The 13,262-nt window shown below is 65.3% G+C and carries 11 protein-coding genes; 4 read left to right on the forward strand and 7 right to left on the reverse strand.

Going from position 1 to position 13,262, the window contains the following annotated elements:
• The first annotated feature begins 67 nt into the window (after positions 1-67).
• Entirely contained in the window at positions 68-2,755 is a 2,688-nt protein-coding gene (aceE, locus tag HV681_RS25495) for a pyruvate dehydrogenase (acetyl-transferring), homodimeric type (protein WP_175125906.1), read from the forward strand.
• A gap of 49 nt (positions 2,756-2,804) precedes the next feature.
• On the opposite strand, the gene HV681_RS25500 is transcribed toward aceE, so the two are convergent.
• The 5 genes from HV681_RS25500 to adhP form a co-directional block, all read right to left on the reverse strand.
• A complete protein-coding gene (locus HV681_RS25500; protein ID WP_175125907.1) occupies positions 2,805-4,232 on the reverse strand; it encodes an FAD-binding oxidoreductase in 1,428 nt (475 codons plus the stop codon).
• Positions 4,233-4,251: 19 nt separating this feature from the next.
• The gene (locus HV681_RS25505) at positions 4,252-5,235 is read right to left on the reverse strand and encodes a Bug family tripartite tricarboxylate transporter substrate binding protein (RefSeq protein ID WP_175125908.1); all 984 of its coding nucleotides are present in this window, start codon (positions 5,233-5,235) and stop codon (positions 4,252-4,254) included.
• Positions 5,236-5,320: 85 nt separating this feature from the next.
• Positions 5,321-6,226: a dihydrodipicolinate synthase family protein gene (locus HV681_RS25510; protein WP_175125909.1), complete on the reverse strand. Its 906-nt coding sequence runs from the start codon at positions 6,224-6,226 to the stop codon at positions 5,321-5,323.
• A gap of 149 nt (positions 6,227-6,375) precedes the next feature.
• Entirely contained in the window at positions 6,376-7,440 is a 1,065-nt protein-coding gene (locus HV681_RS25515) for a LacI family DNA-binding transcriptional regulator (RefSeq protein ID WP_175125910.1), read from the reverse strand.
• A gap of 108 nt (positions 7,441-7,548) precedes the next feature.
• Complete coding sequence (gene adhP, locus HV681_RS25520) at positions 7,549-8,574, reverse strand: alcohol dehydrogenase AdhP (protein ID WP_175125911.1); 1,026 nt, start codon at positions 8,572-8,574, stop codon at positions 7,549-7,551.
• A gap of 199 nt (positions 8,575-8,773) precedes the next feature.
• Here adhP and HV681_RS25525 point away from each other — a divergent pair, with 199 nt between their 5' ends.
• A complete protein-coding gene (locus tag HV681_RS25525; RefSeq protein WP_175125912.1) occupies positions 8,774-9,160 on the forward strand; it encodes a ribbon-helix-helix domain-containing protein in 387 nt (128 codons plus the stop codon).
• Between the two features lie 83 nt (positions 9,161-9,243).
• On the opposite strand, the gene HV681_RS25530 is transcribed toward HV681_RS25525, so the two are convergent.
• Positions 9,244-9,831, reverse strand: coding sequence for a TetR/AcrR family transcriptional regulator (locus HV681_RS25530; protein WP_175125913.1), 588 nt, complete (start codon positions 9,829-9,831; stop codon positions 9,244-9,246).
• A gap of 135 nt (positions 9,832-9,966) precedes the next feature.
• Between HV681_RS25530 and HV681_RS25535 the strand changes: the two genes are divergently transcribed.
• Both HV681_RS25535 and HV681_RS25540 read left to right on the forward strand, forming a co-directional pair.
• Positions 9,967-11,175: an MFS transporter gene (locus HV681_RS25535; protein ID WP_175125914.1), complete on the forward strand. Its 1,209-nt coding sequence runs from the start codon at positions 9,967-9,969 to the stop codon at positions 11,173-11,175.
• Positions 11,160-12,389, forward strand: a complete 1,230-nt coding sequence (locus HV681_RS25540) for an MFS transporter (protein ID WP_175125915.1) — start codon at positions 11,160-11,162, stop codon at positions 12,387-12,389. Before HV681_RS25535 ends, HV681_RS25540 begins: the two co-directional genes overlap by 16 nt.
• A 60-nt stretch (positions 12,390-12,449) precedes the next feature.
• On the opposite strand, the gene pbpG is transcribed toward HV681_RS25540, so the two are convergent.
• Positions 12,450-13,262: D-alanyl-D-alanine endopeptidase (pbpG, locus tag HV681_RS25545; protein ID WP_254595068.1), on the reverse strand; the 813-nt coding region annotated here is incomplete at its 5' end.

The raw sequence follows: 13,262 nt of genomic DNA on the forward strand, positions 1-13,262 counted from the left end.
CGCCACGCCCGTCTGGCTGGTCGGCCGCAGCCCCGCTTCAACCCGTCATTTTCCCTGGAGGACCGCCATGAATCACCCCCTCGCCCTGGTCGACGTCGACCCGCTGGAAACTCGAGAGTGGCTGGAAGCGCTGGAGGCTGTCACGACGGTCGAAGGCCGTTCGCGCGCTCACTACCTGATCGACCGGCTTACCGACTTCGACGCCAGCCGGCACGGTGATATGCATGGCCGCGTCACCAGCGCCTACGTCAACACCATCGGCAAAGACCGGCAGCCCGCTTACCCGGGCGACATCGGCATCGAGCAGCGCCTGAATGCCTACATTCGCTGGAATGCGATGGTCATGGTGTTGCGCGCCGGCAAGCATTCCAACGTCGGCGGACACATTGCCACCTACCAGTCCGCCGCCGTGCTCTATGACGTGGGTTTCAACCACTTCTTCCGGGGACGTACCGAGACATTCGGCGGCGACATGGTCTACATCCAGGGCCATTCCGCACCGGGCATTTACGGACGCGCCTATCTGGAGGGGCGCATCACCGAAGCGCAGCTTGACAACTTCCGCCGCGAGGCGGGACGCGATGGCCTGTCGTCTTACCCCCACCCGCGCCTCATGCCCGACTTCTGGCAGTTCCCCACCGTGTCGATGGGCCTGGGTCCGCTGACCGCCGCCTATCAGGCGCGGTTCATGCGCTATCTCGAGTACCGCGGATTGCTGGAGCATCAGCGCCGCAAGGTGTGGGCTTTTCTGGGCGACGGCGAGATGGACCAGCCGGAATCGCTGGCCGCTATCTCGGTCGCGGGGCGCGAACGCCTCGACAACCTGATCTTCGTCGTCAACTGCAATCTGCAACGTCTGGACGGCCCGGTGCGGGGCAACAGCAAGATCGTGCAGGAACTCGAAGGCACCTTCCGGGCCGCAGGATGGAACGTCATCAAGGTGCTGTGGGGCAGCGGTTGGGACGATCTGCTCAAGCGCGACACGAGCGGGCTGCTGCGCCAACGCATGATGGAATGCGTGGACGGCGAATATCAGACCTTCAAGTCGCAAAGCGGCGCCTATGTGCGCGAACACTTCTTCGGCAAGTATCCCGAGCTGCTGGCGTTGGTGGCGCACTTGTCGGACGACGAGATCTGGGCGCTGACACGCGGCGGCCATGACCCGGAGAAGGTGCATGCCGCCTACGCGCAAGCCGTCAGCACCGAAGGCCGGCCCACGGTCGTTCTGGTCAAGACCGTCAAGGGATTCGGCATGGGCGAGGCTGGCGAAGGCCAGAACATCAACCACCAGTTGAAGAAGATGAGCGCGGACGCCGTGCGTGCGTTCCGTGATCGCTTTTCGCTGCCGGTGCCCGATGACCAGCTCGAAGACATGCCCTATCTGAAACCCGCGCCCGACAGCGAAGAAGCCCGCTACTTTGCACAACGCCGGGCCGCGCTGGGCGGCTATGTTCCGTCGCGCTCCGGCAAGGTTGCGCCGCTGGCGGTGCCGCCGCTCAGTGCCTTCGACACGCAACTGAAAGACAGCGGCGAGCGTGGAGTTTCGACCACCATGTCTTTCGTGCGCATCCTGACCACGCTGCTCAAGGACCCCAACCTGGGCAAGCTGGTGATTCCTATCGTGCCGGACGAATCGCGCACTTTCGGCATGGAAGGCCTGTTCCGCCAGATCGGCATCCATTCATACCTGGGGCAGCTCTATACCCCGCAGGATGCGGGACAGTTGAGCTACTACAAGGAGGCCAAGGACGGTCAGATCCTGCAGGAAGGCATCAATGAGTCCGGCGCGATTTCGTCCTGGATCGCGGCGGGCACGGCCTATAGCAATCATGGACTGCCAGCCATCCCGTTCTACATCTTCTATTCCATGTTCGGCCTGCAACGTGTCGGCGATCTGGCCTGGGCCGCCGCCGATGCGCGCACACGCGGCTTCCTGCTGGGCGCCACGTCGGGCCGTACGACGCTGATGGGAGAAGGCCTGCAGCACGACGACGGCCATAGCCATGTGCTGTCGTCGGTCATCCCGAACTGCGTTTCGTATGACCCGACCTATGCGTACGAACTGGCGGTCATCATCCAGGACGGCCTGCGGCGCATGTACGCGGAACAGGAAGATATCTACTACTACATCACCCTGCTCAACGAGAACTATCCGAATCCTGCGCTGCCCGAAGGCAGTGAAGCCGGCATTCTCAAGGGACTCTACCTGCTGCGGGACGGTCAACAACAGGACGCCGTGTCGAAGCCGGCCAGCAAGCCACATGTGCAACTGATGGGCAGCGGCTCGATCCTGCGCGAAGTCATTGCCGCAAGTGATCTGCTGGAACAGGACTTCGGCATCTCCAGTGACGTATGGAGCGCCACCAGCCTGACCGAATTGCGCCGAGACGGGCTGGCCGCCGAGCGGTGGAACCTGCTGCATTCCGAAGACGAGCCGCGTATTCCGTACGTCCAGCAATGCTTGCAGGGCCGGGCCGGCCCCGTCGTCGTGGCGACCGACTACATGAAGATCATCGGCGACCAGATCCGTCCCTTCGTCACTGACCGCCGGTTCGTCACCCTTGGCACGGACGGGTTCGGCCGCTCGGACACCCGCGAATCACTGCGCACCTTCTTCGAGGTGGATCGTCATTTCATCGTGCTGGCAGCGGTCAAGGCGCTGGCTGACGAGGGCGTCGTTCCGCGCCAGAAGATCGGTGAGGTCATCAGCCGTTATGACATCGACGTGAATAAAGTGGACCCGGCCTCGGTCTAGGCCAAGGCGAAGGCGACAGCACAGGGGCGCGCTTCAATGATCGTCGACGTCAGTCCGCGGCGATCACCCGCCCCGGGTTGAACAACCCCAGCGGATCGAACAGGCGCTTGATGCTTGTCATCATCGCCATCTCGTTGGCCGGCTTGTACCGGCCGATCGAACCCACCCGCAGCTGTCCCACCCCATGCTCGGCGGAGATCGACCCGTTCATGCGCGCCACCACGTCGTACACCGCGCCCGAAACCGCCTTCTCCGAATTGCGCATGGCCTGGTAAGCCGACGCATCCGCGCCGGGCGGCGTCGACACGTTGTAGTGCAGGTTGCCGTCGCCCACATGGCCGAACACGAAGATGCGGGCATTGGGCAACACGCCATGCACCGCCGTCTGCGCGGCGTCGATGAATTCTCCGATGCGCGAGATCGGCAGCGAAATGTCGTGCTTGATGTTCTCGCCGTCGATGGATTGCGCTTCGGGCAGGTGATGCCGGATCTGCCAGAACGAGGCCGACTGCGCCAGGGTCGACGCAATGGCCGCATCCGTGACGATGCCCGCCTCGAAGGCCGCTTCCATCAGCGCTTCGAACCGCTCCGTGGCATGGGCTGCGCTTTCGGCGTCGCTGGATTCCAGCAACACGTAATACGGCGCCTTGGCGGGCACGGGGCTGCGCGCGCCGGGCGTGTGTTGCAGCACCAGCTCTACGGCCGGACCGCTGATCAGTTCAAAGGCCGTCAGGCTGGCCGACAGGTACGACTGCGCCAGCGACAGCAGTTGCACCGCGCTCTGCGGGTCCGGCACGGCGGCAAAGGCCGTCATCTGCGCGGCGGGGCGCGGATACAGCTTGACGGTGGCGGCTGTGATGATGCCCAGCGTGCCCTCCGCGCCGATGAAAAGCTGCTTCAGGTCGTACCCGGTGTTGTCCTTGCGAAGCCCGCGCAGTCCGTTCCAGATCTGCCCGTCGGGCGTCACCACTTCCAGGCCCAGGCACAGGTCGCGCGCATTGCCATAGCGCAGCACCTGAATCCCGCCGGCGTTGGTGGCCAGGTTGCCGCCCAGCGTGCAGCTTCCTTCCGCGCCCAGGCTCAACGGAAACAGCCGGTCCGCCTGAGCAGCAGCCTCCTGCACGTTGGCCAGCACGGCGCCCGCTTGCGCGGTCAACGTGTTGTTGTAGCGGTCCACGTCCAGGATGGCGCTCATGCGGGCCAGCGACAGCACGATGCTGTGTCCGCCGCCGTCCGGCACGCTGCCGCCGACCAGGCCTGTGTTGCCCCCTTGCGGATAGATGGCGACGCGGCGCTCCCGGCACCAGTTCACCAGCTTGGCCACGTCCTCGGTGCTGTCGGGCTGCGCCAGCGCCAAGGTGCGGCCCGTCCACCGCTTGCGGTAGTCGGTCAGGTGCGGCGCCAGGGCGTCGGCGTCGTCCAGCACGCGCCCCTGAAATGCGGCGCGTAAAGAGGCTTTGATGTCTTCGTCAGGCATGGCCGGCTCGTCTGTCGCGTCAGTTGGCGGAAGCGCCGGCGGCTTGCACCACGGCTTTCCATTTCTCGATCTCGGTGCCGATGAAGGCGTTGAATTCCGCCGGACCCTTGACGGTAGGCACCGCGCCCAGCTCGATCACGCGCTTCTGCATATCGGGGTCGGCCATGGCCTTCTCGATGGCCTGATCGATGCGGTTCACGATGGGCGCCGGCGTGCCTGCCGGGGCCAGCACGCCAAACCACGAACCCGCCTCGAAATTGGGCACGCCGGCCTCGGCCATGGTGGGTACGTCGGGCAGATTGGTGCTGCGTTCCGCGCTGGTCACGGCCAACGCGCGCAGCGTGCCGTTCTTGATGAAAGGCAGCGAGGTCGGCAGGTTGTCGAACATCAGATGCACCTGTCCGCCGACCAGATCCGTCACGGCCGCGGCGCTGCCCTTGTACGGCACGTGCACCATGTCGACACCCGTGCGGCTCTTGAACATTTCGCCCGACAGATGGATCGAGCTGCCCGCGCCGCTGGACGCAAAGCTCAGCTTGCCCGGATTCTTCTTGCCGTACTCGATCAGTTCCTGCACCGACTTCACGGGCAGGCTGGCCGTCACGGCCAGCACGTTCGGCACGGACGCCACCAGCGTGACCGGCGCAAAATCCGCCGGCTTGAAGCGGATGTCCTTGTAGATGGCGTAGTTGATGGCCTGCGTGCCCACCGTGCCCATCAACAGCGTGTAGCCGTCGGCATCGGCGCGCGCCACGAAGTCCGCGGCAATGTTGCCCGCCGCGCCCGGACGGTTTTCCACCACGACGGGTTGACCCACCGCTTTCTCGATGTGCGGCGCAATCAGCCGGGCCACCACGTCGGTGTTTCCGCCCGCCGAAAACGGGATGACCATGCGGATGGGTTTGGTCGGCCAGTTATCCGCCGCGCTCGCGCCCGCCGACGCCGCCAGCGCGACCAGACCCGCGCACGCGTAGGCAATGCTCTGCTTGGTGCTCTTGAACATGTTGTCTCCTTGCTTATGGTTTTTGATGTTCGGTACTGCAGTGCATCCCGAAACGCCGCGGGAACACGGCACTCGGGAAATTCGGTCAACCCGCTTCGGCGAGCGTGCGCTTCAGGCGTTCAAGCAGCAGATCGATCTCGGCGTGGTCGGTCGCGTCCAGCTTCGGACCCGGCCGGCGCATGCCCGCATGCTTGATCGCGCCGCGGCGCTTCATGATCTCCTTGCGGACGGCGACGCCCCACTGGCTCTGGTTCTCGTAGCTCAGCAACGGCAGGTAGCGGTCGAACACCGCGTGGGCTTCGTCGACACGGCCCGCCGTGTACAGCGCATAGACCTGCGACAGCATCTCGGGATGCGAGAACCCGGCCATCGGCCCATCAATGCCACGGCCCATTTCCAGCGGCAGGAACATCGCGTTGTTGCCGGTCAGGATGGCGACGCGGCGGCCGGGCAGGGCGCGCAGCTTGGTGATCTTGGTGATGCTGGGCAGGTCCTCTTCCTTGACCGCCTGGATTTGCGGGTGACGCTCGATCAACTGGCCGATCACCGGCACCGACATCCAGGTGCCTGTCGAAAACGGAAAGTCCTGCAGCACCGTCGGCACATTCCCGATACGGTCGAACACGGCCTCGAAGTAGGACAACACTTCCTGCTCGGTGCGCAACCCGCCTGGCGGCGCGATCATGACGCCCGCGGCGCCCGCGTCCATCACCTGACCGGTCAGCTCGGCCATCTGGGCCACGCTGCTGTTGCTGACGCCCACCACGACCGGCTTGTTCCTGGCGCGCGCGATGAACCGCGACGCCACCGCCAGCGATTCCGCCGGCGTGAGCTTGTTGGCCTCGCCGGCAACGCCCAGCACGGTCAGGCCATTGGCGCCGTGTGAAAAATAGAAGTCGGTCAGCGAGTCGACGCTTTCCAGGTCGATGGCGCCATTTTCCTGAAACGGCGTCTGCGCAACGATGTACACGCCACGGGCTTGGTCAAGCATGTTGTCTCCTGATCTTGGTATGAATATCGGAAAATATTAGCGCTAATATTTTATTAGCGCTAATATTTTTGATAGGGAGATTCCCCAGGAAATGCGATGTTTCCGCTCAGAACGAGGCGCGGTTCAGCGTGGGCAGGACAGGGAAAGCGTCAGGCGCTCTGACGCCGCATCAACGTGAATCCCACATCGACCCGCAACCCCGCATTGGCGTGACCATCCAGGCGGTCGATGATGGCGCGCGCGGCCTGCTCGCCGATCAGCGAGCCGTCGATGCGCACGGTCGTCAGCGGCGGGGTGGTGGCCGCCGCATAAGCCTGATCGCCGAATCCCACGACGGCCAGGTCACCCGGCACCTGCCTGCCCAGCGCTGCGGCTTCCAGCAATACGCCCATGGCAATCATGTCGGTGCTGCACACCACGGCATCGGCATCGGGCTCGCGAGCCAGCAGTGCGGCCAGCCCGCTGCGGCCCGCGCCCATCGTGGCGGGGGCGGGGATCAGCACATGCGGCGTGTCTGCGTCCGCGTCGATCAAACGCAACTCGCGCGCCGCCGCCGTGAAGCCCTGCAACCGGCGTCCCGCACGCGGATCATTCCCGATGACAGCCACGGGCCGCCGCCTTCCGGTTTCAGATAGAAACTGCGCCACGCATGCGCCCGCCGCCTCGTGCGAAAAGCCGATCAGCATGTCGACCGGATCGTCATTCCAATCCCAGGCTTCCACGACGGGAATGCGCGCCGCGCGCAACTGCGTCCGGCCGGTCGGGGTCAGCACCGTGCGCATCATGACCACGCCGTCGGGCCGCCGCCCCAGGATCGCTTGCAGGGCGGACACTTCCAGTTCGGGGTCGTATCCGCTCTCGGTCAGCATCATCTGATAGCCGTGGCGGCTGAGGTGCAGGCTGAGCGTCTGCAGCGCCTCCAGAAACACAGGGCTGCCCAGCGTGGGCACCGTCACCGCCACCAGACGGCTTCGGCCGCTGGCCAGGCCGCCGGCAACCAGGTCCTGCACGTACCCGGTCTGGGCGATGGCGTCGTGGATGAGCTTGACGGTGCGTTCAGGTACGTTCTCGGGGGCGTTCAGCACCCGCGACACCGTGTGCATCGACATGCCCGCCACGCGCGCGACGTCCGCAATGGTCACCCGGCCAGATCCGCGCCGAGGCGCGCGGCTGGTGGCAGGCTTGCTGCGACGCTCAGTGGGAGGAGGGGACATGCGGCCTCTCTGGGATCAGGGTAGGCCGGATTGTACCGAGCCGCCGCCACGAAAAAGCGCCCGCTGCGGCACATGCCGCAGCGGGCGCTTTTGGGGCGCGCGCAGGTATCAGGCGAAGTCGAGCACGATGCGGCCTTCGATCTGGCCCTGCTTCATGCGGTCGAACACGCTGTTGATGTTGTCCAGGCTTTCGGTGGCGACGGTGGCGTGGACCTTGCCCTCTTCAGCAAACTGCAGCGACTCCTGAAGATCCAGCCGCGATCCCACGATGGAGCCGCGCACGGTGACGCCGTTAAGCACCATGTCGAAGATCGACAGCGGGAAATCCCCCGGCGGCAACCCGTTCAGCGAAATCGTGCCGCCCCGGCGCACCATGCCCAGCGCCTGCTCAAAGGCCTTGGGCGACACCGCGGTGATCAACGCGCCATGCGCGCCGCCGATCTCCCGCTTCAGGTAAGCAGCCGGATCCGTGGTCAGCGCATTGACGGTGACTTCCGCGCCCAGGCGGCGCGCGAAATCCAACTTGGCGTCGTCGATGTCCACCGCGGCCACGTTCAGGCCCATTGCCTTGGCGTACTGCACCGCCATGTGGCCCAAGCCGCCAATCCCCGAAATGACCACCCAGTTGCCAGGCCGGGTGTCCGTCATTTTCAGCCCCTTGTACACGGTGACGCCGGCACACAGCACCGGCGCCACATCGACGAAGCCGACGCTCTTGGGCAGCAGGCCCACGTAATCGGCTGCCGCCAGCGCGTACTCGGCGAAACCGCCGTTGACGGAGTAGCCCGTGTTCTGCTGCGATTCGCACAGGGTTTCCCAGCCGCCCAGGCAGTGTTCGCAATGACCGCAAGCGGAGTACAGCCACGGGATCCCGACGCGGTCGCCTTCCTTGACGTGCGTGACACCGGCGCCCGCGGCGACGACGTAGCCGACGCCCTCGTGGCCGGGAATGAAAGGGGGATTGGGTTTGACGGGCCAGTCGCCTTCGACGGCGTGCAGGTCCGTGTGACAGACGCCGCAGGCTTCGATCTTTACCAGGAGTTCGCCCGGACCCGGGCGCGGCACGGCGACTTCCTCGATTACCAGCGGTTGGCCAAACGCGCGTGCGACTGCTGCCTTCATGGTCTTGTTCATCACTACCTCCGAAGTCTGATCAGTTTCACTATGCTCGGCCGCTTGCGCGGCTAAAACCATGATGTACATCAATCAGCGCGGGAAGGTACAACTCGTCACCGAGTCGGGGGCCGTATTGCGGCCGGCGCGGCAATCGTCGTACAGTCGTTCGCAGGCGCGCCGTTCCCGGCAGCGTGTCGCCGATGCCCAGGAGCCGTCCATGTGTGAAATATTCATCCGCGCCACCGAGCACTCCTACGCCTGCGAAACCCGATCTCTGCGCCTGCACGGCGTGGCGACCAGCCTTCGGCTCGAGCACCTGTTCTGGCAGGTGCTGGAAGAAATCGCCGGCCGCGACGGCATGCGGGTCACGCAACTGATCGAACGCCTGTACGACGAGCTGGTCGAGTACCGCGGCGAGGCCGCCAACTTCACCTCGTTCCTGCGCGTATGCTGCCTGCGGTATCAGTTGCTGCAGGCCGAAGGCCGCATCCCCCGGGATGCCCGCGTGCCTATCCAATCGCTCAATGCCCAAGCCGTCCTGGAAGGGTTGCCGCCGTCGCTGTGCGATGCCCAACCCGTTCCCGCGAAGCGCCGCGCGGCATGACGACCTAGCGCGCGCTGACTTGGCGAGCAGGCGTCGCGCCATGCCCGCCCGGGGCAGCAACAGGTCCCGCGCATTCGTGCTGCCTACCGTGTCGCCAACAGTCCGCGCAGCAATAGCTCCAATGCCGCGCTGCCCCGCGCCAGCCGCGCACTGCCATCTTCGCCGTCGGCAATCCAGAACGCGGCTTCGGCCAGACTGCCGTAAATCAGCGAAGCGAGCGCCTGCGCATCCGCGTCGGCCACAATCCCCTGCTGGATGAGGTTGTCGATCAGGCGCTGCATAGATGCCACGCAATGGCGTTGGGATTCCGGGGATGCGCCACCCAGCACCGCCGTGGCGTCGCGCAGCACGATGCGCTGGATCTCGGGCTCCAGCGCCATTTCCAGGTAGGCATGGCAGCGTTTGCGAAAGCCTTCCCAAGCGTCGTCGGAGCGGTCCGAGATCGTCTGAAGGCGCGCATCCATCTCGGCGTCGATCTGCGCCACGACCGCCGACAGCAATCCCTTCTTGTCGCCGAAGTGGTGGTATAGCGCGCCACGGGTCAGTCCCGCCTGCGCAGTGAGGTCGTCCATTGAAGTGGCGGCATAGCCGTGCGCCGCAAAGCACTGTCTGGCCGTTGCGAGCAGCGTGGCGCGGGTTTCTTCCATCTCGGCGCGCGTGCGGCGAACCATTCTTCTCTCCTTACATACGACGCGTATGATTATTTACAAACAGTCCGTATGAATATACGATCTTATTCATACGGACTGTTTGTATTGTCGCTGGCCGGCCGTGCAGCGGCAAGCCGATACCTGCTGGAGAGCTGAATGACCAACCCTTATGGCGACCTTTTCGCCGCCCGCGGCACGCGGGGCTTTGCCTTGGCGGGCCTCGTGGCGCGGATCCCGCTGCCGATGACCGGCATCGGCATCATCACCATGCTGTCGCAACTGCGTGGCGGCTATGCCTTGGCGGGAGCTGTTTCCGCCACCTTTGTGCTGACCTATGCGCTGCTGTCGCCGCAGATTTCCCGCTTGGTGGACCGGCATGGGCAAACGCGCGTGCTACCCGTTGCCACGGCCGTTAGCGTCATCGGATTCTTGATCCTGCTTGGCGGTTCGTGGTGGCAGGCGGCCAACTGGACGCTGTTTGCGGGCGCCTTGCTGGCGGGATTCATGCCAAGCATGTCCGCAATGGTGCGGGCGCGCTGGGCCGTGCTGTACCGGGGCCAGCCGCGTTTGCAGACGGCTTATTCCCTGGAAACGGTGCTCGACGAAGTCACGTTCATCGCCGGGCCGCCATTGTCGGTCGGACTGTCGGTCGCGGTGTTTCCCCAGGCCGGTCCGCTGGCCGCGGCACTGTTGCTGATGGTTGGTGTGTTCGCGCTGGTCGTACAGCGGGACACCGAACCGCCCGTCCAGGCGCAAGACGCCGCCACCACGGACGCCGGATCGGTGATCCGATCGGCGCACGTTTGTTTGCTGGCGCTGCTGATGGTGGCGATGGGCATCATCGTGGGCACGGTGGACATCGTGAGCGTGGCCTTCGCCGAACAGATGGGCCAGCCGGCCGCGGCCAGTCTGGTGCTGTCGGCCTATGCCGTGGGTTCCTGCGCGGCCGGACTGTTGTACGGCGCGCTCAAGGTAAAGACGCCGCCGCATCGCCTCTTGCTGCTGTGCGGTCTGGCAATCGCAGCCACCACCTTGCCATTCCTGCTCGTCGGCAGCATCGCCGCGCTGGCTGGGGCCGTGCTGGTTGCTGGAGTGTTCTTCGCGCCGACCATGATCGTGGCCATGTCGCTGGTCGAGCGCCTGGTGCCGGAGCAACGCCTGACCGAAGGCATGACTTGGCTGCTGGCCGGATTGAATGTCGGCGTTGCGCTGGGCGCTGCGTTTTCCGGCCACGTGGTGGATGGCGGTGGGGCACGGGCGGGCTTCGCCGTCGCGGTCGGTGCAGGCGGGGTAGTGCTGTTGGTGGCGATGTGGGGGCATCGGCGCCTGAGCGCCCATGGCTCGCCGGCATGGCGGGCCGCGTGATGGCGGCCCGGTCATTATGGCTGGCTGTCGGGGCGGCCAGTCTTGCCACTTTCTCCGTCGTGACCACTGAAATGCTGCCGGTAGGTCTGCTGACGCCCATTGCCGACACGATGCGCGTCTCCACGGGATCTGCCGGCCTGACGATCTCGCTGCCCGCGTTGCTGGCCGCGCTGTTCGCGCCGTTGGTGGTGATCGCATCGGGCGGCATGGATCGGCGCAAGATCCTGAGCGGCCTGCTGGGTCTGCTGGTGATCGCCAACGTGGGTTCGGCATTCGCGCCCGGCCTGGGTTGGCTACTCGCGGCGCGCGTCCTCGTCGGATTCTGCATGGGAGGCATATGGGCCATCGCCGGCGGCCTGGCTGCGCGGCTTGTGCCGCACGGCGCTGTCGGCTTGGCGACATCCATCATCTTTGGCGGCGTCGCCGCCGCATCCGTGATGGGCGTGCCGCTCGGCTCGCTGATTGGAGAACTCGCCGGGTGGCGCTGGGCCTTCGCAAGCATGGCCGTCTTCAGCGCGCTGGTGCTGGCGCTTCATCTTGCTGTCATGCCGGCGTTGCCCGTGGCCAGTTCGGCCTCCGCGCGCCAGTTCGGCGCGCAACTGGCCAATCGCGGATTGCGGGCGGGGCTGCTGCTGACGTTGTTGCTGGTGACCGGGCACTTCACGGCCTTCACCTTCGTGCGTCCGCTGTTGCTGTCGGTGTCGGGGTTTGACGCGCAATGGATCGGCGCGTTGCTGTTTGCCTATGGACTTGCGGGCATCGCCGGCAACTTCCTCGCTGGCATCGCCGCGGCGCAGCGCACGCTGCCGACCTTGACGGCAATTGCGCTGGGGTTGCTGCTGACACCGGCCCTGTTCCTGGTCGTGGGCGGTTTTCCTATCGGCGGTGGTGTGGCGCTCGTGGCATGGGGCCTGGCCTATGGCGGCGTGTCTGTCGGCCTCATGACCTGGATGATGAAGGCCGCGCCGGGGCATGTGGAAATCGCCACCGCGCTGTATGTGGCCGTGTTCAATATCGGCATTTCACTCGGATCATGGGCGGGCGGCCAGATCGTCGATGGCTTCGGCTTGACCGGCAATCTGTTTGCGGCGGGAGGGTTGGCTGCCGCGGCGCTGCTGGTGCTGACGCTGTATGCCAGCCTGGGGAAGCAGGGCGCGAAAGCCCGCTCTGATGGAAAGCCCGCGAAGTGCAGTGCGCAAGTGCGCGCCAAATAAGGAAAGGGCCCGATGCAATCGGGCCCTTCATTTTTGCTACACGCAGCGGTCAGCCGCCCATCAGCCGCCGGCGCCTATCGACGCCATCGCCACTTCGCTCTGCACGATGCGGCGGATGCGCACGGCATCGCCAATACGCGAGAGTTTGCCCTGCGAATCCAGCAGCACGATCGCCAGGTCGCGGCCGTTGATACGCGCCAGCATCACCAGGCATTCGCCCGCTTCGTTGATGTAGCCAGTCTTGGACACCTTGATGTCCCAGTCGGGCTTGCGCACCAGCAGGTTGGTGTTGCGGAAGGTCTGCGTGCGGTTGTTGATCTCGACCTCGTACTCCGTGTCGGTGGAATAGCGGTGGATCAGCGGACGCTGCGACGCCGCGCGCAACAGGCGCGCCAGATCATGCGGCGACGACACGTTGTTGCTGGACAGGCCGGTGGGTTCGATGAACCGCGTGCTGGTCATGCCCAGCGATTGCGCCTTGGCATTCATGGCGGCCACGAAGGCCCGCAGGCCGCCCGGGTAGTGGCGGCCCAGCGCGTTCGCGGCGCGGTTTTCGGAAGACATCAGCGCCAGGTGCAGCATGTCGCCGCGCGACAGTTTGGTGCCCACGCGCAGCCGGGACGTGGTGTGCTTGAGCTCGTCGACGTCCTCGTCGGTGATCTCCAGCATTTCGTCCATCGGCAGGTTGGCGTCCACCACGACCACGGCGGTCATCAGCTTCGAGATCGAAGCAATGGGACGCACGACGTTTTCGTTCTTGGCGAAGATGACCGTGGAAGTTTCCAGGTCTTGCACATAGGCGGTGCTGGAGCGCAGCGCGGCCGCTTCGGCGCGGGCCGAGGCGGCGGGCGGCGGCATCGCGGCGCTGGCAGC

The sequence above is a fragment of the Achromobacter animicus genome (assembly GCF_902859585.1).
GTDB lineage: Bacteria > Pseudomonadota > Gammaproteobacteria > Burkholderiales > Burkholderiaceae_B > Achromobacter > Achromobacter animicus.